The organism is Pseudomonas sp. NPDC007930 (assembly GCF_042958985.1).
GTDB lineage: Bacteria > Pseudomonadota > Gammaproteobacteria > Pseudomonadales > Pseudomonadaceae > Aquipseudomonas.
Window position 1 is genome coordinate 22075 of record NZ_JBIBKC010000023.1, and the last position, 20809, is coordinate 42883.

The following is a 20809-nucleotide window of genomic DNA, read 5'->3' on the forward strand; positions in this document are numbered from 1 at the left end:
GGTGGCCGCGCGGTGCGGGGGGAATTAAAGGTAGGTCAGCGACAGCGTCGCATTACCTTGAACCTGCAGGTTTTCAGCTAGGTCGAGGTCTTTTTTTGGCGCGATGAAGGCTGCCAGGTAGAAGCGCCCGGTGTGCCGCGTATACGCGCCCGGGGTGGCGCTGCCGTCGGCTGGCGCATAAGCCATCATGTTGCTGCCATCGGCCTTGGCGATCCAGTTCTGCACCTTTGCCCACGTGGTGCCGCCGTCGTCGCTGCTCACCAGGTCGGCCTGGGTGCCGTCAGAATCATCCGACTTACTGTGGTGCACCAGATTGAACAGGCCGAGCTTCTTGCCATTGTGCTCCCCGAGGCCAAAATTTTCCGGCGCCGGGTCATAGGGGTTGCCCAGGTTGTCGACCCAGCTCATGCCCACCGCGCGGGCGCTGGGGCAACTGGCGGTGTAGCTGATCTCGTACTGATCGAGCTCGGTGCTTTGCTCATCGTTGAGGTCTTCAGCGCGGATCTGCCCGAAATCCACTTCAGCGGTATCCAGGGTGATCGAACAGGCACCGGGGATCACACTGCCGGTCACGGCCAGGGTGACTTCCTCAGCTGCCTGGGCAGCGGCCATCGACAGCGCGCACACGCTCGCGGCAGCCATCAGCGATAGCTTATTCATGTCACAACTCCATTGCGGGGGAAAATCAGAGATAACGCAGGGCGATGCTCAGGCTGCCTTGCAGCGCCAGTGCCTGGGCGGTATCGAGGTGCTTGCGCGGGACGATATTGGGGGTCACGTTAAGGGTGACCTTTGCCGCGCTGAGCGACACCGGCTGCTGGTTCGGCAGGGTCGCCCAGGCATGCTCGGTGTTTTTGTGAAAGACGTTGGTCAAGGCCCATTGGCCCGGCGCGGTTTGGCGTATCCACTGGCCAGTGCGCCCGTCGTAGTCGATGTTGGCGGCGCGAACGCTGTACCAGCCAATCGCCTGCTCACCCTGAAAACCCAGGGAAAACTTGTCGGTGTCACTCAGGGCAGGGTCCGGGGTGTTGTCACGCACATCGAGGCTGACCGTGGTGCTGCGGCCACAGGTGACGTCGAGCCTGACGCCCTTGCTGGGCAGCTCGGTCCAATCGTCTTCCTTGAGGTCGTGATAACCATAGGCGCCGAAGTCCAGGGCACCGTCGTTGCTGAGGGTGACGTTGCACACGCCAGGGGTGATGGCACCCGTGATGGACAGCTCGGCCGAGGGCGCGGCCGGGGCGGCCAGCGCCGGGCTGGCCAGCAGGCCGAGGGCAGCCAGGTATTTGAATCGCATGCTCACTCCTTGCTCACACCATGGGGTTCAGCCTGTAGGCAGGCGCCGCAATGGTAGGCAAGGGCTGGCGTGTGGTCTGTAAGACGGCTCTGAATTGCCCCAGAGGGCTCAGGCGTTACCGCTGGCCTTGAGCCGCGCCGCCTGGGTGAAGTCGAGCATGCGCTGCAGCGGCCGCACAGCGGCGGGGATCAATGCCGGGTCGACGAAGATCTCGTTGCTGCCTTCGCGCAGGCATTCCAGGGTGCGCTGCAGGGTGTTCATGGCCATCCACGGGCAATGCGCGCAGCTGCGGCAGGCCGCGCCGTTGCCGGCGGTGGGGGCTTCGATGAAGGTTTTGCCGGGGCACAGCTGCTGCATCTTGTAGAAAATGCCGCGGTCGGTGGCCACGATGAACGTGCTGTTGGGCAGGCGCTGGGCGGCAGCGATCAACTGGCTGGTGGAACCTACCGCGTCGGCCAGGGCGATCACCGACTCCGGCGACTCCGGGTGCACCAGGATGGCGGCATCCGGGTACAGCGCTTTCATGTCTTCGAGCTGGCGCGACTTGAACTCTTCGTGAACGATGCAGGCGCCGTCCCACAGCAGCATGTCGGCGCCGGTGCGGGTTTGCACAAAGCGGCCAAGGTGTTTGTCCGGTGCCCAGATCAGCTTCTCGCCGTTGTCCATCAGGCTTTCGACGATCTCCAGCGCACAACTGGACGTGACCACCCAGTCAGCCCGGGCTTTGACCGCCGCCGAGGTGTTGGCGTACACCACCACGGTACGTTCCGGGTGCTGGTCGCAGAAGGCGCTGAAGTCTTCGACCGGGCAGCCCAGGTCGAGCGAGCAGGTGGCCTCCAGGGTGGGCATGAGGATGCGTTTTTCCGGGGTGAGGATCTTCGCCGTTTCGCCCATGAAGCGCACGCCCGCCACCAGTACCGTGCTGGCCGGGTGCTGGCTGCCGAAGCGGGCCATTTCCAGCGAGTCGGCGACGCAGCCACCGGTGTGCTCGGCCAGGGCCTGGATCACCGGGTCGCAATAGTAGTGGGCCACCAGCACGGCATCGCGCGCCTTCAGCTCGGCGGCGATGGCGTCGCGGTACCAGGCCTCTTCATCGGGGCTCAGGGCCTTGGGCTGGCGAGCGTCAAGGTGGGCCTGGACCAGCAGGCGTTCGGAGATCTGCGTCATGGGAGGGCGCCCTGTTGTAATGGCTGCGACTGTACACCCGCGGCGGCGAGCGCGCGCAGGCTACCGCCAAATGGCACATTCCCCAAGGGGTTTTTTAGCTTTTTGATACACCTGCAGGGCGTTTTTGCCAGGCGCTGGCGGGAGCGCCATCAGTGGCAACTGAGTCCGTCGGCAATCTTCAGGCTGTCGCTGAGCAGCTCATCGGCATGGCTGGCCCAGGCGCTGGCCTGGCCCCCGTCGGCATGCCAGCGGGCCAAGGCGCCCTGCAGCCAGGCTTGGCTGGCCGGGTCCGCCGCGGCGAGGTACACGCGAGCGTCTACCGGCGCGTTCAACGCCAGCGGCAGGCGCCGGTAGAAGCGCCACTCCGGCAGCTTGAGCAGCCCGTCCAGGGCCACCCGGCTGTCGGCCAGGTAGCGGCATTCGCCACCGAGAAACGCCACCGAGGCGCGCAGTGTGGAGGGGTACGGCTGTGCCCGCGCGCCGTGTTTTTCCACCTCGGCCTGCCAGGGGCTGCCCTGGGCCACGCACACGCTTTGCCCGGCCAGCGACGCCCCGGCCTCGCGGCGCAGCGCCAGCAGCGCGCCCTCCGGCGCGGCGCGCAGGCTGGCCGGCGGTTGCCGCGGTGGCTGCGCGGGGTTGATCAACAACTGGGCATCGGCCGGCGCGGTGAAGCGCACCGCCACCCCCAGGCGGCTGCCCAGGTACTGCGCCAGTTGGGCGTCCAGCAGGTCCGGCTCGGGCACCAGCGCCTCACGGCTGAGGGTGGGCCGCGGGTAGCTGCGCAGCGCCACCTTGAGCACCCCGGCCTCGCGCGCCGCGGCCAGCAGCGGCCCCGGCGGCGGCGGGTGCTGCGCCGGGTACAGGGTGTAGCCGGCCAACAGCAACAGGCCGCCGGCCAGCAACAGGGCCCCGCCCCATTGCCGCCCCGGGCGTTGCAAGGTGAGTTCAGGCACCGTGCTTGAGCCCCCGCCGCCAGCGCGTGAAGCGCCGTTCCAGCAGCGCCAGCAGCGCGTTCATCGCCAGCCCGACCACCGCCAGCAAGAGGATGCCGGCATACATGCTGGGGATCTGAAACACCTCCTGGGAATTGAGCGTCAAAAAGCCCAGGCCGGAATGCGCGCCGATCATCTCCGCCGCCACCAGCGCGGTGATGCAATAGGCCCCGGCCAGGCGGATGCCAGTGAAAATCGACGGCGACGCCGCGGGCAGCACCACTTTCAAGAACAGAAAGCGCTTGTTCGCGCCCATCGACAACGCCGACTGCACCAGCAGGGTGTCGACCTGCTTCACCCCACTCACGGTACTGAGCAGGATCGGCCAGAACGACGCCCAGAAAATGATCGCGATCTTCGAGCCCTCGCCAATCCCCAGGAACAGAATGAACACCGGGAACAGCGCCAGCGCCGAGGTTTGCCGGAACAACTGCAGGATCGGGTCGAGGATGCTCTCGACCCGGGCGAACCAGCCCATCGCCAGGCCCAGGCCGACCCCGGCGGCGATCGCGATACCGAGCCCCGCCAGCGAACGCAGCAGGCTGGCCTGCAGGTGCTTCCACAGCGCGCCGCTGTCAGCCAGTTCGAGGATGCTCTGCAGCACTGCCGAGGGTGGGCTGAGGTACCCGGGGTTGACGATGCCCAGCCGCGGCAGGGCCTCCCACACGGCGAGGAACAATACAATGCCCAGGCTGCTGTCGAGCAGCCGGCGCGGGGTGAGCCAGGTGGCCATGGTCATACTCCTATGCGCGGGCCGCCGGCCAGCGCGATGCTTTGCCAGGTGGTGGGCGGCGGTGCTGCCTGGGCGGCGCGGGGCGCGCCCTGTACCTCATCGCGCAGCACTTCCCAGGCCTGCTGGCGCAGGTGCACGAAGGCCTCGGTGTTGCGCAACTCGGCGGCACGCGGGCGCGGCAGGTCGATGTCGAGGATCGCCTTGACCTTGCCCGGCCGCGCCGTCATCACCGCCACCCGGTCAGACAAGAAGATCGCCTCGTCGAGGCTGTGGGTGATGAACACGATGGTCTTCTTGTGCGCGTCCCAGATCCGCAGCAGTTCGCCCTGCAGGGTTTCCCGTGTTTGCGCGTCGAGGGCGGCGAAGGGTTCGTCCATCAGCAGCACGCTGGGCTCATACGCCAGCGAGCGGGCGATCGCCACGCGCTGGCGCATGCCGCCCGACAGCTCATGGGGGTAGCGCGCGCCGAAGCCCTCCAGGCCCACCAGCGCCAGGTACTCGCGCGCCCGCTCCAGCCGCTGTTTTTTCGGCACGCCGCGAATCTCCAGGCCCACGGCGATGTTGTCGAGCACGGTGCGCCAGGGAAACAGCGCATAGCCTTGGAACACCACGCCCTGGTCCGGGTTGATGCCACTGGCCGGTTGGCCATCGACCCGCAACTGGCCGCCGGTTTTATGGGCCAGCCCGGCGAGGATGTTCATGAAGGTCGACTTGCCGCAGCCCGACGGCCCCAGCACCGACAAAAACTCGCCATCGCGCACCGCCAGGTCAAAGCCCTGCAGCACCTGCACCGGCTCCCATGCGCCGGCCTCGTTGCGCGCGGTGTAGGCCATCTGCAGGCCCTCGGCCTGCACCTTGTAGGCCGCGGTCATGCGTTGGCCTGGGCGAACGGGTTGAACTGGTTGGTGTACACCTGTTTCACCTGCACCTTGCCCGGCTGCAGCTTGCCCTCGTTCTGCAGGATGTCGATGTAGTACTGGATCGGCGGCTCGGTGATGATCAGGTTGTCCACATAGGCGTAGCGCTCTACCAGCTCGAGCTTCATGCCCAGGCGCTCGGCGATCACCTTGCGGGCGTCGTCGGGGTTGGCGTTGACCCAGTTGCCGGCCTTGGCGATGGCCGCGACGAAGTCCCGCGTGGCCTCGGGGTTCTCGCGAATGAACCGCCCATGGCCGCTGTACGGCGCCATGCCGCCCAGGCCGCCGTCGAGGTCGTAGTCGCTCCACAGCTTGCGCAACGCCGGGTTGTGCTCGGCGCCACCAGACGCCGGCGGGTGGATGATGGCGATGTCGACGTTGCCGGTGGCCAGGGTCTGCTCGGCCTGGTTGTCGGGCACCACCACCCAGTTGATCTTGTCGACGTTCACCCCCTGCTCGCGCAGGTACTTCTTGCTGACGAACTCGGCGCAGGCGCCGAAGCTGTTGAAGCCCACGGTCTTGCCTTCGAAATCCTTCGGCTTGAGGATGCCCGAGTCGCTGCGCACGAAGTACTTCATGTGCGGCGCCTCTTGCAGGGTCTTGCCGCCGGCGGCCACCACCTTGAGGTCCAGGCCGCTGGCGATGGCGCTGATCACCAGCGGCACCATGCGCGTGCCGAAGTCGATCTCGCCGGTGCCCACCAGCGGGATGATCTGCGGCGCGGCGATCTTGCCGATGTAGTTGGGCCTGGCCTGGGTGCCGGCGAAGTAACCGAGCGAGTCGGCCAGGTACACCAGGTCGAAGGCCGGGTTGTCGGGGTACTTGAACGCCACTGGCTTGTCGCCGGCGTTCTTGATCACTGCCGGAGCGCTGGCGGCCTTGGCCGGCTCTTTTTTATCGCACCCGGCCAGCCAGCCGCCGGTCGCGCCGACGGCGCCGAGCACGGCGAGGTGTTTGACGAAGGCTCTACGGGAAGCGGGAGCGACCATGGCGGGTGTGTCCTGTGCGAATAGGGCTGGAAAGCCCGAGATGCTGCACACGCCTGGTTCTAAATAAAAATAATTTTAATGCTTATGGTTATATCGAAACGCGCTGATATGCCGTCATCTTTGGAAATAATTACCTGGGTGCAATTTTCCATGGGCTGGTTAGCATCGGCGTTCGGAATTCTCCTACAAGGCCCCCATGAACACCCAGGAACCTCCCAGTAGCACCCCCACCCCGCCCTGCCACCTTCACCTGCCCGTGTGGAGGTAACGCACCATGGAATGGATCGCCGACCCTACCGCCTGGCTGGGCTTGCTCACGCTGATCGTGCTCGAGCTGGTACTGGGCATCGACAACCTGGTGTTCATCGCCATCCTCGCCGACAAACTGCCCCCCCACCAGCGCGACCGCGCGCGGGTGATCGGCCTGTCGCTGGCGTTGCTGATGCGCCTGGGCCTGCTGGCCAGCATCTCGTGGATGGTCACCCTCACCCAACCGCTGTTCGAAGTGTTCGGCCAGGCCTTCTCTGGCCGTGACCTGATCATGCTGCTGGGCGGGGTGTTCCTGTTGTTCAAGGCCACCGTCGAGCTGCACGAACGCCTCGAGGGCCATGCCGCCGAGCGCAAGGCCAATGGCAGCTACGCGGCGTTCTGGCCGATCGTGGCGCAGATCGTGGTACTCGACGCGGTGTTCTCGCTGGATGCGGTGATCACTGCGGTGGGCATGGTCGAGCACCTGGCGGTGATGATGATCGCGGTGGTCGTCTCGATCGGCCTGATGATCGTTGCCAGCAAGCCGCTGACCCGCTTCGTCAACGCTCACCCCACGGTGATCATGCTGTGCCTGGGCTTTTTGTTGATGATCGGCTTCAGCCTGGCCGCCGAGGGCCTGGGGTTTCATATTCCCAAAGGCTACCTGTACGCGGCGATTGGTTTTTCGCTGTTGATCGAGGGCTTCAACCAACTGGCCCGCCGTGGCCGGCGCAAAAGCCTGCAGGGCAACCAGCCGATGCGCCAGCGCACCGCCCACGCCGTGCTGCGCCTGCTTGGCGGCAAGGCGATGGACGCCGACCATGTGGGTGATGAGGTCGCCGACCTGGTCGGTGAAGCGCCTCAGGCGCCGGTGTTTGGCCGCCGCGAGCGGGTGATGATCCACGGCGTGCTGCAACTGGCCGAGCGGCCGATCCGCAGCGTGATGACCCCGCGCGCCGAGGTGGCCTGGCTCGACCTGGCGGCGCCAGCGGCGGCCCAGCGCGAGCAACTGATGCACAGCCCCCATTCGCGCCTGCTGCTGGTGCGTGACGGGCGCCTGGATGCGCCATTGGGCTACCTGCAAAAGCAAGAGGTGCTGCGCGACCTGCTGGCCGGTGAAACCCCGAACTACGAGGCCCTGGCGCGCACCCCGCTGCACCTGCTTGAGAGCTTCAACATCCTCAACGCGCTGGAGCAGATGCGCGGGCAATCTACCCACGTGGCCTTTGTGGTCAATGAGTTCGGTGATTTCACCGGCCTGCTGACCCTCACCGACGTGCTCGAGTCGATCGCCGGCGAGCTGCCCGACGCCAGCGAATTGCACGGCCCGGACGTGATTGCCGAGGGCGAAGGCTGGCGGGTCAATGGTGGCCTGAACCTTGCGTACTTAAGCGAGCGCGTCGGTTTTCAGGCACCCGCCGATGACACCTGCCACACGGTGGGTGGGCTGGTGATGAACCTGCTTGATCGCCTGCCCACGGTGGGCGACCGGGTCACCTGCGCGCAGTGGCAATTGACGGTGACCGCGGTGGAAGATCGCCGGGTCAAGCAACTGCTGCTCGAACCACTGGCGCCCTGACCGGCGCCCGCCGGGCGGGCTATCGCGGCGCGTGCGCCGCGAGCATAATGGCCCTTGGCCAAGCTGCCCGGCAGGCGTTGAACTTCACCCTCGGCCCAGGCACTACACTGAATTGAACAGGACGAGGCAACTACCGTGACACCCATGATGATCACCCTGCTCATCATCGCAGGTGCAGCCATTCTGATCGCGATCGGCTTCCTCAATAACGTGGTGGAAGCCAACAAGGTCACGCGCACCCGCACCCGCCACGAACTGGCCGACCGCCTGCGCCGCCTGGCGGACATCACCGAGACCTTCCCCGGCCAACTGATGGCCCCGGACTTGAAGCTGCTGCTGTACCGCCTCGAGCTGCACATGTGCAAAAAGCTGCTGCCGCTGGACAAAAGCAACCCGGCGCTGAAGGAACGGGTGCCGGAGCTTGAAGCGCTGGTAGCCCAGGGCGATGAGCTGGAAGTGAGCAACGCGCCCAACCCGATCCAGACCGAAGAACGCGCCAAGCAGGTGAGCTACCAGTTGGAGGTGATCCACCACCAACTGATCCGCGCCACTCAGGAAGGCATGCTCGGCCCGGGCGAATCACGCCACTGGGTCGGCCAGATCCGCCATGTGCTGGTGCTGCTGCACATCGAATTCTTCAATAACCTTGGCCAGCAGGCCTTCCAGGAAGGCGAGCCGGGCCATGCGCGGCTGGCCTTCGAGCGCGGTGTGCAGTACCTGAAGAAACAACCCGAGCCGTCGGTGTACAACGAGCAGTTGCTGTACCTGGAAAAACTCCTGGCGCGGGCCAACGACATGGTGATGAACAACATCCGCCACCACCAGGACGACGCCAGCGCGCTCACCGAGGGGCTGGCCGAGGAAACCGCCGAAGAGAAGGCGGAGTGGAAGAAACGCGCGATTTATGACTGAGTAGCGGCTGGCAAGCCCCGTTGATGCGCCTTTGCCAGGCGTATTGGAATACCGTTCGGTAGCGCACGCTGCCTTGCCATGTTACAAAGCAGACAGCGGTTAAGGTACCACCTAGTGGTAGGCTCTTGGTTTGAAGGAAAGAGCCCTATCCATGCGAGTTTTCAAAACCAAGTCATTCGCCGTCGCGTCCCGTAAAGCAAGCATCAGCGATGCGGAGTTATGTGAGGCCATCCAGGATGTGTTCAAGGGGCGCGGAGTGAACCTGGGCGGAGGGGTATGGAAGAAGCGCCTCAATACAAACCTGCATCGCTCTATTATCCTTGCGAAGGCTGGCCAGCACTGGGTATACCAGTTTCTCTTCGCGAAGAGCGACCAAGCCAACATCTCTCAAAAGGAGCTGGTCGAGTTCAAGAAACTGGCCCTAGCCTATGCAAGGCTCAATCAGGATCACATCAAGGCCCTGATAGATACCCAAGCGTTCATGGAGATTTGTAATGGCGAAGCAATTCAAAAGTGAGGCGTTGGAATCTATCCATCAGTCTGCCAGCGCCCTGTTCGAAATAGGTGCGATCGACAAAGCCACCCTGCGCGATTTCGACGAGTCGTGCCTGGCCTGCGTACCCACCCACATTGAGCCGGCGGATATCAAACGCCTCAGGCAGGCCAACCATGTGAGCCAGCCCGTATTCGCCAAGTACCTCAACACCAGTGCCTCGACGATCAAGCAATGGGAGGCAGGAGACAAACGGCCAAGTGGAATGGCGCTCAAATTGCTCCAGATCGTACAGAAACATGGCATCGAGATCCTCGCCTGAGCAGGGCTACAACCCCTGTTGGCCCTTTAGCCGAAACTTGGACCATGAAAGGCCGTGGTCCGGCCTTCCAGCCCCGCCAAGCGAAGCGCCCTAGCAGTCAGTCCCCTCCAGAAACACCGCCACCAGCGCCTCGATCCCGGCCTGGTCCGCTTCGCTGAAGCGCCCCACCCGCGGGCTGTCGAGGTCGAGCACGCCGATCAGGCGGCCGGCCTTGACCAGCGGTACCACCAGTTCACTGTTCGACGCGCTGTCGCAGGCAATGTGCCCGGGGAAGGCGTGGACGTCTTCCACCCGCTGGGTTTGCCGGGTACGCGCCGCGGCGCCGCACACGCCCTTGCTGAACGGGATGCGCACGCAGGCGACCTTGCCCTGGAACGGGCCCAGCAGCAGTTGCTCATCGCGGTTCAGGTAAAACCCAGCCCAGTTCAGCTCGGGCAGTTCGCTGAACAGGAACGCCGAAAACTGCGCGGCGTTGGCGATGAAATCGCGTTCGCCCGCCAGCAGCGCCTGCAGTTGTGCCAGCAGCAGCGGGTAGCCGGCCAGGCCATCGCCGGCAGCGTCGAGGTCGATCATGGGTGGTTCTCCAAAAGCTTCAGGCCCAGCCAGTGGCGGGCGAATTGATAGGCACAGCGGCCGTTGCGGTTGCCGCGGGCGGTGGCCCAGCGGATCGCGTTGATGTCCAGCTCCGCGTCTGCCGCCAGCGCCAACCCAGCCTGCGCGGCCAGTTGCGCCACCCAGTGGCGCACCACATTCAGGTAGTGCTCTTGGCTGAAGGGGTAGAACGACAGCCACAGGCCAAAGCGGTCAGACAACGCGATCTTGTCTTCGACCGCCTCGCTGGGGTGCAGCTCGCCGTCGACGCGTTGCCAATGTTCGTTGTCGCTTTGCTTCTCCGGCACCAGGTGGCGGCGGTTGGAGGTGGCATACAGCAGCACGTTGGCCGGTGCCTGCTCCAGCGACCCGTCAAGGACGCTCTTGAGCACCCGGTAGTCACCCTCGCCGTGCTCGAACGACAAATCATCACAAAACAACACAAAAGCCTGGGGCAGGCCCTGCAGTTGTTCGACTACTCTGGGCAAGTCGGCCAGGTGATCGCGTTCGATTTCCACCAGGCGCAGGCCGGCGCCAGCGTATTCGGCCAGCAGCGCGCGCACCAGCGACGATTTACCGGTGCCGCGCGCGCCCCACATCAACGCATGGTTGGCCGGCAGGCCATCGAGGAACTGGCGGGTGTTGCGGCCGAGCAGGTCGCGCTGGCGGTCCACGCCGATCAGGTCGCCGAGGCGGATGTCATGGCTGACATTCAGCGGCTGCAGGTAACCACCCACCGCGTCGCGGCGCCAGCGCGCGGCGAGGGTAGTGGCCCAGTCGATTGGCGGCCGGGCGGCGGGCAGCAACGGCTCTAGCCGGGCCATCAAGGCTTCGGCACGGTCGAGAAACAGGGTCAAGCGAGGGTCCACGTCTTCACCTCGGGGCAGTTAAAGAGTAAAAGTGGCCGATTACGTGAACGCGCGCCACGGCCGAGAGTCGATTACCGGAACGCCGTAACGTTAAACATCAGGGAACCGGCGCAGTATCCATGGATATCAAGTTCACCCACCGCTTGTCGTACAAACAAGCCCGCATGACCGTCGTGGTGGGCCTGGTCATTGGCACCTTGCTCAGCTTTGCCCAGATCGCCCTGGATTATGCCAGTGTCACCGAAGCCATCAACCGCCAAGTCGGCTCGCTGCTCGACATCACCCATAACCCCGCCTCGCGCATTGCCTACAACATCGACGGCGAACTCGCTGAAGAACTCGCCCGCGGCCTGCTGCGCTCCGAATCGGTGATCGGCGCGACCTTGGTCGACAACGACAACCAGGTGCTGGCCAGCGTCGACCGCCAGCGCCCGGCCAGCCGCTACCGGGTACTCACCGACGCGCTGTTCGGCACCAACCTGGTGTTCACCGACCGCCTGTACCTGAACCACATGGCCGGCGAAACCCTCGGCACCCTGACCGTGCGGGTCGATACCGCGGCGATCGGCACGCGGTTTCTCGAGCGCGCCGGGATCACCCTGATCAGCGGGTTCCTGCGCGCGCTGGTGCTGACCGCGATCCTGCTGGTGATCTTCTACTACATGCTCACCAAGCCGCTGGTGCGGGTGGTGCGCACCCTGGCCGAAAGCGACCCGCACAACGCGGTGCCCAACCGCCTGCCCTACCCCGCCGGCCATGAGCGTGATGAAATCGGCGTGCTGATCAAGGTCGCCAACCAGCAGTTCGTTAGCATGGCGATGGAAATCCAGCAGCGCCGCGCCGCGGAAAACCGCCTCACCGACTACCTCGGCGAGTTGGAAAACATCGTCTCGGCGCGCACCACCGAACTCAAGGCAAGCAACGTGCGCCTGAGCCAGTCCAACGAAGAGCTCGAGGCCGCGCGGCGCACCGCGATGGAAATGGCCCAGGCGCGGGCGGCGTTCCTGGCCAACATGAGCCACGAGATCCGCACCCCGCTCAACGGCCTGCTGGGCATGATCGCCCTGGCCATGGACGCGCCGCTGGCCGCCGAGCAGCGCCAGCAGCTGTCTATCGCCCACGACTCGGGCAAGGTGCTGGTCGAGCTGCTCAACGATATTCTCGATTTGTCCAAGTTCGACGCCGGCCAACTGGAGCTCGAGCGCATCCCGTTCGACCTCGGCACGTTGGTGGAAGACACCGCCAACCTGCTGTCGCAGAACGCCGCGCCGAACGTTGAGCTGACCTGCCTGATCGCCCCAGGCTTCCCCCAACTGGTACTGGGCGACCCCACCCGGGTGCGGCAGATCGTCAGCAATTTGCTGTCCAACGCGCTGAAGTTCACCCGCTTCGGCCGCGTCGACGTGCGCCTCACGGCAGTCAGCAGCAGCGTCAGCATCGAGGTGCGCGACACCGGCATTGGCATCCCCAAAGAAGCCCAGGCGCGGATTTTCAAGCCCTTCACCCAGGCCGGCGCCGGCATCACCCGGCAATTCGGCGGCACCGGGCTGGGCCTGGCGCTGACCAACAACCTCTGCGAAGCCATGCAAGGGCGGCTGTCGATCAGCTCCGAGCCGGGCTTTGGCAGCCAGTTCACCGCCAACCTGCCGCTGCCCACCCACACCCCGGCGGCGCAGGCACCGGCGCTGCGCGGGCGCATCGTCGGTATCAGCAATGCCAGCAGTGGCCTGGCCGAACTGCTTGAAAGCCTGCTGCCGGCCTGGGGCCTGGAGTACCAGCGGCGCGAGCCGGACGACGCCTTCACCGAGCTGGCCGCCGACATGCTGATCACCGACACCCCGCCGTGCCTGTTCCGCTTGCGCCCGGGCACCCAGGTGCCGATCCTGCTGGTGACCGCCTACGGCAACTTCCTGCCCAGCGACCAGGCACTGCGCCTCGGCGCCTTGCAGCAACTGGCCCGGCCGCTGGCCCGCGAGGCGTTGCAGCAGGTGCTGCGGCGCACCCTCGGCCAGGAAGCGCCCGGCCCCGGCGCCAGCCAGCCGCAACCGGCCCGCGCCGAACGGCGGGCGCGCATCCTGTTGGTCGAAGACAACCCGGTCAACCAATTGGTGGCGCGCGGCATGCTCGGCAAGCTCGGCTGTGAGGTGACGGTAGCCGCCCACGGCGCCGAGGCCCTCACCGAACTGGAAATCGGCCCCTTCGACCTGGTGTTGATGGACTGCAACATGCCCGTGATGGACGGCTACGAGGCCAGCCGGCGGATCCGCCAAAGCGGCCGCTGGCCCGACCTGCCGATCGTGGCTTTGACCGCCAATGCCATGCCGGAAGAGCGCGACCGCTGCCGCGCCGCCGGCATGAACGATTACCTGGCCAAGCCGTTTCGCCGCGAGGAACTGGTCGCGTTGATCGACCAGTGGGTGCCCCACGCCTGAGGGTTAACCGAGCAGGCGCTCGATCTCGCCGGCCAGCTTGTGCGGCTTGGTGAAGGGCGCGAAGCGGCGCACCCGGCGGCCGTTGACGTCGATCAGGAACTTGGTGAAGTTCCACTTGATCTTCTGGCTGCCGAGCAGCCCCGGCGCCGCCGCCTTGAGCGCAACGAACAGGCGGTGGGCCTGGTCGCCGTTGACCTCGACCTTGCGAAACAACGGGAAGCTCACGCCAAAGGTGGTGTCGCAGAACTGCGCGATGGCGCGGTCGTCCGCCGGCTCCTGGTGGCCGAACTGGTTGCAGGGAAACCCCAGCACCACCAGCCCGCGCGAGCCATAGGTTTGCCACAGCTGTTCGAGTGCCTTGTACTGCGGGGTGAAGCCACACTGGCTGGCGGTGTTGACCACCAGCAGCGCGCGGGCGTCGAAGTCCCCGAGGGTGGTGCGCTGGCCGTTCATCAGGATGCACGGCACGTTCATCGGGTCGAGCGTCATGCTGGCTCGCCCCGCGCGACCAGGTCAAGGCACACCGAGTTGATGCAATAGCGCAGCCCAGTGGGCGGCGGGCCATCGGGGAACACGTGGCCAAGGTGGGCGTCGCATTGGCTGCAGCGCACCTCGGTGCGGATCATCCCGTGGCTGGTGTCGCGGATCTCGACCATGGCGTTTTCGGCGATCGGCTCGTAGAAGCTCGGCCAGCCGCAGCCGGAGTCGAACTTGGCGCGCGAGTCGAACAACTCGACGTTACAGCAGATGCAGTGGTAAACGCCGTCGGTCTTGGTGGCGTTGTACTTGCCGGAGAACGGCCGCTCGGTGCCGGCCAGGCGGCACACACGGTACTGCTCTGGGTCGAGCATGGCGCGCCATTCGTCCAGGGTTTTGTCGATCTTGGGCATGGTTACACCTCGGCAGTGGAAAAACGCCCCACTGTGTCTTTTCGGTGAATCGGCCGGCACGTATGATTGCGCCGTAACAGTGCGTCAGTCTGTCACCCGCGCCCTTGCGGTTCAAACCCTCTTTAACGGGGCGCCTTCGTCTTTCCAGGATCCCACCATGCAGTTCAGCAAATCGAACAAGCTCGCCAACGTCTGCTATGACATCCGCGGCCCGGTGCTCAAGCACGCCAAGCGCCTGGAAGAAGAAGGCCACCGCATCCTCAAGCTGAACATCGGCAACCCGGCGCCGTTCGGCTTCGAGGCACCGGAAGAAATCCTCCAGGACGTGATCCGCAACCTGCCCACCGCCCAGGGCTACAGCGACTCCAAGGGCCTGTTCAGCGCGCGCAAGGCAGTGATGCAGTACTGCCAGCAAAAAGACATCGCCGGCGTCGGCATCGAAGACATCTACCTGGGCAACGGTGTGTCCGAGCTGATCGTGATGTCGATGCAGGCCCTGCTCAACAACGGTGACGAAGTACTCATCCCGGCACCGGACTACCCGCTATGGACAGCCTCGGTCAGCCTGGCCGGCGGCAACGCCGTGCACTACCTGTGCGACGAACAGGCCGGCTGGGCGCCTGACCTGGCCGACATCAAGGCGAAGATCACCCCGAACACCAAGGCGATGGTGATCATCAACCCGAACAACCCCACCGGCGCGGTGTATTCCCGTGAAGTGCTGCTGGGCATGCTCGAAATCGCCCGCCAGCACAACCTGGTGGTGTTCTCCGACGAAATCTACGACAAGATCCTCTACGACGAAGCCGTGCACATCAGCACCGCGGCGCTGGCCCCCGACCTGCTGTGCCTGACCTTCAACGGCTTGTCGAAAAGCTACCGGGTGGCGGGCTTCCGTTCCGGCTGGCTGATCATTTCCGGGCCCAAGCACCAGGCGCAGAGCTACATCGAAGGCATCGACATCCTGGCGAACATGCGCCTGTGCGCCAACGTGCCGTCGCAGCACGCCATCCAGACCGCCCTGGGCGGTTACCAGAGCATCAACGACCTGGTACTGCCGCCGGGCCGCCTGCTCGAGCAGCGCAACCGCGCCTGGGAACTGCTCAACGACATCCCCGGGGTGTCGTGCGTCAAGCCGATGGGCGCCCTGTACGCGTTCCCGCGGATCGACCCGAAGGTCTGCCCGATCGCCAACGACGAGAAATTCGTGCTCGACCTGTTGCTGTCCGAGCGGCTGCTGGTGGTCCAGGGTACGGCCTTCAACTGGCCTTGGCCGGATCACTTCCGGGTGGTCACCCTGCCCCGCGTCGACGACCTTGAAGCGGCCATCGGGCGCATCGGCAACTTCCTGAAAGGCTATCGCCAGTAAGACCGCCCAGCCTCGGCAAAGCCCTTGTAATCCTTATGGATCAAGGGCTTCACTCCCTGGGGCGGCTGTAGGAAATTTCCCACGACATAGTTTGAAATAGTACCTTGGTTGAATCCCCTCCTCGGCAACCTTATATACCCACTACGCTTCATCCTTATCCGTCAGGAGTACTTTCACACCATGATGCGCATTCTGCTGTTCGTGGCCACCAACCTCGCGGTCGTGCTCATCGCCAGCATCACCCTGAGCCTGTTCGGCTTCAACGGCTTCATGGCCGCCAACGGGGTTGACCTCAACCTCAGCCAGCTTCTGGTTTTCTGCGCCGTCTTCGGCTTCGCCGGCTCACTGTTCTCGCTGTTCATCTCCAAGTGGATGGCGAAGATGAGCACCGGCACCCAGATCATCACCCAGCCGCGTACCCGCCACGAACAGTGGCTGCTGCAAACGGTCGAGCAATTGTCGCGCGAGGCCGGCATCAAAATGCCCGAGGTGGGCATTTTCCCGGCCTACGAGGCCAACGCCTTCGCCACCGGCTGGAACCGCAACGACGCCCTGGTCGCGGTCAGCCAGGGCCTGCTCGAGCGCTTCTCGCCCGATGAGGTGCGCGCGGTGCTGGCCCACGAGATCGGCCACGTCGCCAACGGCGACATGGTCACCCTGGCGCTGGTGCAGGGGGTGGTCAACACCTTCGTGATGTTCTTCGCGCGGATCATCGGCAATTTCGTCGACAAGGTGATCTTCAAGAACGAAGAAGGCCAGGGCATCGCTTACTTCATCGCGACCATCTTCGCCGAGATCGTGCTGGGCATCCTCGCCAGCATCATCGTGATGTGGTTCTCGCGCCGCCGCGAGTACCGCGCCGACGAAGCCGGCGCGCAACTGGCCGGCAGCGCCGCGATGATCGGCGCCCTGCAGCGCCTGCGCGCCGAACAGGGCCTGCCGGTGCACATGCCCGACACCTTCCGCGCCTTCGGCATCAACGGCGGCCTCAAGCACGGCCTGGCCGGGCTGCTGATGAGCCACCCGCCGCTGGAAGAACGCATCGAAGCCCTGCGCCGCCGCGGCTAAGGGTAAAAACAGGAAGGGGCAACCGATGGGTTGCCCTTTTTTGTTGTCCAACGGGCAGGTTTTCGAACAAGGCCACCCCATGCGCTACCTGTTGCTGCTCACCGCCCTGCTGCTCGCCGGCTGCCAAAGCCCGTACCTGTCGATGATGGAAAAAGCCGGCATTCCCAAACGGGAGATCCTCGCCCACCGGGTCGAGGATGCCCGCAGCGCGCAGATCAAGGCGCGCTACCAGTTCAACCGGGCGCTGGAGCATTACCGCCAGGCCCTCGATGCCCAGGGGGGTGATGCCGAGCAACGCTACGCCGACCTGCAACGCGACTACGCCGCCAGTGAAAAGGCCGCCGCCGCGGTGAAGCCGCGGGTCGATCAGGTGCAGCAGGTTGCCGAGGCGATGTTCGAGGAATGGGACGATGAGCTGGCCGATTACCAAACCCCTTCGCTGAAGGCCGCCAGTGCCCAGGAGCTGGCGCAAACCCGCGAGCAGTACGCCGAGCTGATGCAGAACATGCGCGCCGCCGAAAGCCGCGTACTGCCGGCGCTGGGCGCGCTGAACGACCAGCTACTGTTCTACAAGCACCACATGAATGCCCAGACGGTGGGCAACCTGCAGCAGGGCTACAGCACCGTGAGCGGCACCGTGGCGCCGCTGCTGCTCGACATGCAGCGCTCCATCGACGGCGCCGGCGGGCTGATTCAACGCTTGCAGAGCCCATAAACGGTTTCGACCAAACGCTCCACGCCGGCCTGGTGGAAGCGCGGCGCGGCTTTGTGCAGCGCGTCGATGGTTTCCAGCGGCTGCACGCGCCAGTGCGGCGCGTACAGTTGCTCAACCTCCTCGGCCAGCACTGAAAACGGCGGGCCGCCGAGCTTGTGCTGGGGGTACTCCAGCGCCACCAGCAAGCCCAGGCTGCCCTCGGGCAACAACTGGCCCAAGTGGGCCACGTAGGCCGCGCGCAGCTCTGGCGGCAGGGCGATCAACGCGGCGCGGTCGTACAGCGCGGTGCAAGGGCCGATGTCTTCGGCGCTCAGGGCGAACAGGTCGCCTTGCCAGATTTCAATCGCGCCGCTGCGGTACACCTGGTGCTGGCCACGGGCTTCGACCTCATAGGGTAGGCCCTGCTCGGCAAAAAACGCCTCCACCGCCAGCGGCGACAGCTCTACCCCCACCACCCAGTGCCCGCGTGCGGCCAACCAGGCCATGTCGAGGCTTTTGCCGCACAACGGCACCAGCACCCGCGAGCCGGCCCGGGCCATGGCCGGCCAGTAACGGGCCAGCGCCACGTTGGGTTTGTGCGCATGAAAACCGATCTGTTGGCGCTGCCAGCGCTCGAGCCAGAAGTTCGCGTCCATGAATACCTCAGGAAATTAGATCATCAGGCTCGAAAAATACCGTTGGATGAGAACGGCCCGCCTGCCGGAAGATGAAGCATCTTAAACGTATCAGGACTTTGCAATCATGCTTCCGAGCCTGTTCATTTCCCATGGCTCCCCCATGTTGGCCCTCGAGCCCGGGGCCAGCGGCCCCGCCCTGGCGCGGCTGGCTGCCGAGTTGCCGCGGCCGAAAGCGATCGTGCTGGTGTCGGCCCACTGGGAAAGCCGCGGCCTGTTGGTGGCCAGTGGCGCCCAACCGGAAACCTGGCACGACTTCGGCGGCTTCCCGCCGGCGCTGTTCGCGGTGCAATACCCCGCCCCCGGCGCGCCGGGCCTCGCTGCCCAGGTGGCCGAGCGCTTGAGCGCCGCCGGCCTGCCGGCCACGCTGGACCCCGCCCGGCCATTCGACCACGGCGCCTGGGTGCCGATGAGCCTGATGTACCCGGCGGCCGACATCCCTATCGTGCAGGTATCGCTGCCCAGTGCCCACGGCCCACGCCTGCAGCACGCGGTGGGCCAGGCCCTGGCCGGGCTGCGCGAGGAAGGCATTTTGCTGGTCGGTTCGGGCAGCATCACCCACAACCTGCGCGAACTCGACTGGCACAGCCGCGGCGAAGAAGGCAGCGCCTGGGCCGAAGCGTTTCGCGACTGGATGGTCGAGCAGTTGCGCGCCGAGGCCAGCGAGGCGTTGTTCGACTACCGCCAGCGCGCGCCCCACGCCGTGCGCAACCACCCCAGCGATGAGCACCTGCTGCCGCTGTACTTCGCCCACGGTGCCGGCGGCGCCTTCCAGGTCGCCCACCAGGGCTTCACCCTGGGGGCGCTGGGGATGGACATCTACCGGTTTGGTTGAAGGCTAGAGGCCGGCCTCGAGCACCGCGGGGCTGACCTTCAGGGTGCCATCCAGGGCCTGGTAGCGCAGGTAACCCGGGGCAGTGGGCAGCAGCCGGCCACGTTCGACCTCACGCCAACCGTCGAGGCTGTAACGCAAGGTGCGCTCTGGGCTGGCCGGGCCGCCTTGCAGGTCGACCATGGCCAGGGCCAGCGCCTGCTCGGCGCAGGCTTGCAGGGCCTGGTCAACCCGCGCCGGCTCCAGGCCGCCGGCATCCACGCAATCATTGCCGCAGCCACGCAACGAGGCGCTGGTGGCTTCGATGCGCGCGGCGTACAGCACCCCACCGGCGATGTCTTCCAGGCGCAGGTCAGTGCGCAAGGTCAAATGGCCGCGATCGGCGCTGAGCGTGACGTGGGGGGTGATCAACAGCCGCGCGGTCACCTGGCCGCTGCCCGCCGGCAGCCCCGCCAGGCGCGCCGCCTGGTTGTACAGCGCGGTAAAACGGGTGTCTGCCGGCTGGCTGTCGAGCAGCGCCGCCAGTGGCCGGGCATCGGCCAGCGCCGCGGCGCCGGCCCGCCGTTGCAGGCCGCCGAGCCCGGATTGGGCGTCTACCGCGCGGGTGATCACCGCACCGAGCAGGCCGTTGCCGCGCAGGTTGTTGGCGGTTTGTTCGGTGCTCAGTTGCGCGGCGCGGGCCTGCTTTGGGTCCACATAGGCCGCGGCATCGACCCACGGCCCGGCCGGCAGCGTCACCTCCAGCCGGGCACCATGCTGGGCCAGGTACTGGGCGGCGCTTTGGTCGCGCACATGGGGCGGGCTGGCCGGCGCCTGGGCACAGGCGCCCAGGGCCAACAGCAGGGGCAAGGCGAACCAGGGCTTCATGGCGAGAACGGCGCCAGTACCTGCTGGCGGCTGCCATCTACCGCCTGGTAATAGGCGTTGGAGAGGTTGGCGTAGCCGGGTTGGTCCCACTCGCCCTGGGCCGGCTGGGCGACGTTGAATGGCTTGTACCAGACCAGCCGGTTGTCCTGGGCGTCGATCAACAGGCCGGCGCCGCCGACGCTGGGCGTGGGCACGCTGGTGGGCACCACGCTGTAGTAGCTGCGGTAGGCGCCGGTGCTGTTGATGCCGACGAACAGCAAGCGGTCGATGCCGTAGCGGGCCTTGAGGGTGGTCACGTCGCGCTCGAGGTAACCTTCGCGGAATTTGGTTTCCTTGAACTGGGTCAGGTCGATGGGCTCTTCGATCACCTTGACCGTGTAGCCTTTGGCGCGCAGCTTGGCGGCCAGCGCTTCGGGCAGGCTTTTGAAGTCATCGTTGCTCCAGCCGGCCACCGACTGGCTGAGCTTGTTGTTCACGGCGGTGTTGATGGCCAGGTCGAGCAGGCCCTGGTTACCGGTCAGCGCCAGCCGGGGTGGCGGCACCGGGCCCATGGCCACGCCGATCACCGGGTGGGTGTCGGCCCAGAACTGCGGGTCGAGGTCGACCGGTTTTTGCACATGGGCACAACCGGTGAGTACGGCCAAGGCGGCCATGGCGAACAATCCAACTACGCGACGAAGCATGGTGCAGTTTCCATTCAAAAAGGTTAACCCGGGCACAAGGCTCGGCCGCAGGGCTCCCCTGTTGCGTACCGTCCTTGATACAGGGCGTAAGGCTAACCAATGCAATGTCAAAATGCCAGCGTCAATTTTAGTTCAGCGGAGAATTTCAGGGCCACAAAACCCAGGCACA

Annotated in this window: 23 protein-coding genes; 9 read left to right on the top strand and 14 right to left on the bottom strand. The window is 65.5% G+C overall.

Going from position 1 to position 20809, the window contains the following annotated elements:
- Positions 1–24 precede the first annotated feature (24 nt).
- The 7 genes from ACFZCE_RS25165 to ACFZCE_RS25195 all read right to left on the bottom strand — a co-directional run bounded on the left by ACFZCE_RS25165 (position 25) and on the right by ACFZCE_RS25195 (position 6095).
- Complete coding sequence (locus tag ACFZCE_RS25165) at positions 25–660, bottom strand: fimbrial protein (RefSeq protein ID WP_390943264.1); 636 nt, start codon at positions 658–660, stop codon at positions 25–27.
- Positions 661–685: 25 nt separating this feature from the next.
- On the bottom strand, positions 686–1297 hold the full coding sequence (locus ACFZCE_RS25170; protein ID WP_390943265.1) for a DUF1120 domain-containing protein: 612 nt from the start codon (positions 1295–1297) through the stop codon (positions 686–688).
- A 108-nt stretch (positions 1298–1405) separates the two neighbouring features.
- Positions 1406–2464 carry a quinolinate synthase NadA gene (nadA, locus tag ACFZCE_RS25175; RefSeq protein WP_390943266.1) on the bottom strand — a complete coding sequence of 353 codons (1059 nt, stop codon included), beginning with the start codon at positions 2462–2464 and terminating at the stop codon, positions 1406–1408.
- Between the two features lie 149 nt (positions 2465–2613).
- On the bottom strand, positions 2614–3417 hold the full coding sequence (locus ACFZCE_RS25180) for an ABC transporter substrate-binding protein (protein WP_390943267.1): 804 nt from the start codon (positions 3415–3417) through the stop codon (positions 2614–2616).
- The gene (locus tag ACFZCE_RS25185; RefSeq protein ID WP_390943268.1) at positions 3410–4189 is read right to left on the bottom strand and encodes an ABC transporter permease subunit; all 780 of its coding nucleotides are present in this window, start codon (positions 4187–4189) and stop codon (positions 3410–3412) included. Before ACFZCE_RS25185 ends, ACFZCE_RS25180 begins: the two co-directional genes overlap by 8 nt.
- Before the next feature lie 2 nt (positions 4190–4191).
- The gene (locus ACFZCE_RS25190) at positions 4192–5061 is read right to left on the bottom strand and encodes an ATP-binding cassette domain-containing protein (protein ID WP_390943269.1); all 870 of its coding nucleotides are present in this window, start codon (positions 5059–5061) and stop codon (positions 4192–4194) included.
- Positions 5058–6095, bottom strand: coding sequence for an ABC transporter substrate-binding protein (locus ACFZCE_RS25195; RefSeq protein ID WP_390943270.1), 1038 nt, complete (start codon positions 6093–6095; stop codon positions 5058–5060). Before ACFZCE_RS25195 ends, ACFZCE_RS25190 begins: the two co-directional genes overlap by 4 nt.
- A gap of 274 nt (positions 6096–6369) precedes the next feature.
- On the opposite strand from ACFZCE_RS25195, the gene ACFZCE_RS25200 reads away from it, so the two are divergent.
- From ACFZCE_RS25200 to ACFZCE_RS25215, 4 genes are all read left to right on the top strand, one after another.
- A complete protein-coding gene (locus tag ACFZCE_RS25200) occupies positions 6370–7923 on the top strand; it encodes a transporter associated domain-containing protein (RefSeq protein WP_390943271.1) in 1554 nt (517 codons plus the stop codon).
- A gap of 135 nt (positions 7924–8058) precedes the next feature.
- Positions 8059–8835, top strand: coding sequence for a hypothetical protein (locus tag ACFZCE_RS25205; RefSeq protein WP_390943272.1), 777 nt, complete (start codon positions 8059–8061; stop codon positions 8833–8835).
- Positions 8836–8986: 151 nt separating this feature from the next.
- On the top strand, positions 8987–9352 hold the full coding sequence (locus ACFZCE_RS25210) for a type II toxin-antitoxin system RelE/ParE family toxin (RefSeq protein ID WP_390943273.1): 366 nt from the start codon (positions 8987–8989) through the stop codon (positions 9350–9352).
- Entirely contained in the window at positions 9330–9650 is a 321-nt protein-coding gene (locus tag ACFZCE_RS25215; protein WP_390943274.1) for a helix-turn-helix domain-containing protein, read from the top strand. The genes ACFZCE_RS25210 and ACFZCE_RS25215 overlap by 23 nt, the downstream gene beginning before the upstream one ends.
- A gap of 90 nt (positions 9651–9740) precedes the next feature.
- Here the strand turns inward: ACFZCE_RS25215 and ACFZCE_RS25220 are convergent, their stop codons facing one another.
- Positions 9741–10223, bottom strand: coding sequence for a GAF domain-containing protein (locus ACFZCE_RS25220; RefSeq protein ID WP_390943275.1), 483 nt, complete (start codon positions 10221–10223; stop codon positions 9741–9743).
- Positions 10220–11110 carry a DUF815 domain-containing protein gene (locus ACFZCE_RS25225; protein ID WP_390943276.1) on the bottom strand — a complete coding sequence of 297 codons (891 nt, stop codon included), beginning with the start codon at positions 11108–11110 and terminating at the stop codon, positions 10220–10222. Before ACFZCE_RS25225 ends, ACFZCE_RS25220 begins: the two co-directional genes overlap by 4 nt.
- A gap of 119 nt (positions 11111–11229) precedes the next feature.
- On the opposite strand from ACFZCE_RS25225, the gene ACFZCE_RS25230 reads away from it, so the two are divergent.
- Positions 11230–13542, top strand: coding sequence for a response regulator (locus ACFZCE_RS25230; RefSeq protein WP_390943277.1), 2313 nt, complete (start codon positions 11230–11232; stop codon positions 13540–13542).
- Between the two features lie 3 nt (positions 13543–13545).
- Here ACFZCE_RS25230 and ACFZCE_RS25235 read toward each other — a convergent pair whose 3' ends face one another.
- Together ACFZCE_RS25235 and msrB are read right to left on the bottom strand one after the other, a co-directional pair.
- The gene (locus ACFZCE_RS25235; RefSeq protein WP_390943278.1) at positions 13546–14031 is read right to left on the bottom strand and encodes a glutathione peroxidase; all 486 of its coding nucleotides are present in this window, start codon (positions 14029–14031) and stop codon (positions 13546–13548) included.
- Entirely contained in the window at positions 14028–14432 is a 405-nt protein-coding gene (gene msrB, locus ACFZCE_RS25240) for a peptide-methionine (R)-S-oxide reductase MsrB (RefSeq protein ID WP_390943279.1), read from the bottom strand. Before msrB ends, ACFZCE_RS25235 begins: the two co-directional genes overlap by 4 nt.
- A 157-nt stretch (positions 14433–14589) precedes the next feature.
- Here msrB and ACFZCE_RS25245 point away from each other — a divergent pair, with 157 nt between their 5' ends.
- The 3 genes from ACFZCE_RS25245 (at position 14590) to ACFZCE_RS25255 (ending at position 17584) form a co-directional block, all read left to right on the top strand.
- Positions 14590–15801 (top strand): aminotransferase class I/II-fold pyridoxal phosphate-dependent enzyme, encoded by a 1212-nt coding sequence (locus tag ACFZCE_RS25245; protein WP_390943280.1) that lies wholly within the window; start codon positions 14590–14592, stop codon positions 15799–15801.
- Between the two features lie 180 nt (positions 15802–15981).
- Positions 15982–16869, top strand: coding sequence for a protease HtpX (htpX, locus tag ACFZCE_RS25250; protein ID WP_390943281.1), 888 nt, complete (start codon positions 15982–15984; stop codon positions 16867–16869).
- A 25-nt stretch (positions 16870–16894) separates the two neighbouring features.
- Positions 16895–17584, top strand: coding sequence for a DUF2959 family protein (locus ACFZCE_RS25255; protein ID WP_390943282.1), 690 nt, complete (start codon positions 16895–16897; stop codon positions 17582–17584).
- On the opposite strand, the gene ACFZCE_RS25260 is transcribed toward ACFZCE_RS25255, so the two are convergent.
- Positions 17563–18219: a thiopurine S-methyltransferase gene (locus ACFZCE_RS25260; protein WP_390943283.1), complete on the bottom strand. Its 657-nt coding sequence runs from the start codon at positions 18217–18219 to the stop codon at positions 17563–17565. The genes ACFZCE_RS25255 and ACFZCE_RS25260 overlap by 22 nt on opposite strands.
- A gap of 106 nt (positions 18220–18325) precedes the next feature.
- Between ACFZCE_RS25260 and ACFZCE_RS25265 the strand changes: the two genes are divergently transcribed.
- The gene (locus tag ACFZCE_RS25265) at positions 18326–19093 is read left to right on the top strand and encodes a DODA-type extradiol aromatic ring-opening family dioxygenase (protein ID WP_390943284.1); all 768 of its coding nucleotides are present in this window, start codon (positions 18326–18328) and stop codon (positions 19091–19093) included.
- 3 nt (positions 19094–19096) lie between these two features.
- Here the strand turns inward: ACFZCE_RS25265 and ACFZCE_RS25270 are convergent, their stop codons facing one another.
- A complete protein-coding gene (locus tag ACFZCE_RS25270) occupies positions 19097–19957 on the bottom strand; it encodes a hypothetical protein (protein WP_390943285.1) in 861 nt (286 codons plus the stop codon).
- Positions 19954–20640 (bottom strand): hypothetical protein, encoded by a 687-nt coding sequence (locus ACFZCE_RS25275; RefSeq protein ID WP_390943286.1) that lies wholly within the window; start codon positions 20638–20640, stop codon positions 19954–19956. Before ACFZCE_RS25275 ends, ACFZCE_RS25270 begins: the two co-directional genes overlap by 4 nt.
- Positions 20641–20809: the final 169 nt, after the last annotated feature.

Excerpts from the sequence above, each read along its gene's own strand:
- ACFZCE_RS25185 (WP_390943268.1), bottom strand. The coding sequence starts at position 4,189 with ATGGCCACCTGGCTCACCCCGCGCCGGCTGCTCGACAGCAGCCTGGGC.
- msrB (WP_390943279.1), bottom strand. The coding sequence starts at position 14,432 with ATGCCCAAGATCGACAAAACCCTGGACGAATGGCGCGCCATGCTCGAC.
- ACFZCE_RS25230 (WP_390943277.1), top strand. The coding sequence starts at position 11,230 with ATGGATATCAAGTTCACCCACCGCTTGTCGTACAAACAAGCCCGCATG.
- ACFZCE_RS25210 (WP_390943273.1), top strand. The coding sequence starts at position 8,987 with ATGCGAGTTTTCAAAACCAAGTCATTCGCCGTCGCGTCCCGTAAAGCA.
- ACFZCE_RS25215 (WP_390943274.1), top strand. The coding sequence starts at position 9,330 with ATGGCGAAGCAATTCAAAAGTGAGGCGTTGGAATCTATCCATCAGTCT.
- ACFZCE_RS25270 (WP_390943285.1), bottom strand. The coding sequence starts at position 19,957 with ATGAAGCCCTGGTTCGCCTTGCCCCTGCTGTTGGCCCTGGGCGCCTGT.
- ACFZCE_RS25165 (WP_390943264.1), bottom strand. The coding sequence starts at position 660 with ATGAATAAGCTATCGCTGATGGCTGCCGCGAGCGTGTGCGCGCTGTCG.
- ACFZCE_RS25275 (WP_390943286.1), bottom strand. The coding sequence starts at position 20,640 with ATGCTTCGTCGCGTAGTTGGATTGTTCGCCATGGCCGCCTTGGCCGTA.
- ACFZCE_RS25265 (WP_390943284.1), top strand. The coding sequence starts at position 18,326 with ATGCTTCCGAGCCTGTTCATTTCCCATGGCTCCCCCATGTTGGCCCTC.
- ACFZCE_RS25220 (WP_390943275.1), bottom strand. The coding sequence starts at position 10,223 with ATGATCGACCTCGACGCTGCCGGCGATGGCCTGGCCGGCTACCCGCTG.
- ACFZCE_RS25235 (WP_390943278.1), bottom strand. The coding sequence starts at position 14,031 with ATGACGCTCGACCCGATGAACGTGCCGTGCATCCTGATGAACGGCCAG.
- ACFZCE_RS25260 (WP_390943283.1), bottom strand. The coding sequence starts at position 18,219 with ATGGACGCGAACTTCTGGCTCGAGCGCTGGCAGCGCCAACAGATCGGT.
- ACFZCE_RS25255 (WP_390943282.1), top strand. The coding sequence starts at position 16,895 with ATGGGTTGCCCTTTTTTGTTGTCCAACGGGCAGGTTTTCGAACAAGGC.
- ACFZCE_RS25195 (WP_390943270.1), bottom strand. The coding sequence starts at position 6,095 with ATGGTCGCTCCCGCTTCCCGTAGAGCCTTCGTCAAACACCTCGCCGTG.
- ACFZCE_RS25200 (WP_390943271.1), top strand. The coding sequence starts at position 6,370 with ATGGAATGGATCGCCGACCCTACCGCCTGGCTGGGCTTGCTCACGCTG.
- nadA (WP_390943266.1), bottom strand. The coding sequence starts at position 2,464 with ATGACGCAGATCTCCGAACGCCTGCTGGTCCAGGCCCACCTTGACGCT.
- ACFZCE_RS25170 (WP_390943265.1), bottom strand. The coding sequence starts at position 1,297 with ATGCGATTCAAATACCTGGCTGCCCTCGGCCTGCTGGCCAGCCCGGCG.
- ACFZCE_RS25190 (WP_390943269.1), bottom strand. The coding sequence starts at position 5,061 with ATGACCGCGGCCTACAAGGTGCAGGCCGAGGGCCTGCAGATGGCCTAC.
- ACFZCE_RS25245 (WP_390943280.1), top strand. The coding sequence starts at position 14,590 with ATGCAGTTCAGCAAATCGAACAAGCTCGCCAACGTCTGCTATGACATC.
- htpX (WP_390943281.1), top strand. The coding sequence starts at position 15,982 with ATGATGCGCATTCTGCTGTTCGTGGCCACCAACCTCGCGGTCGTGCTC.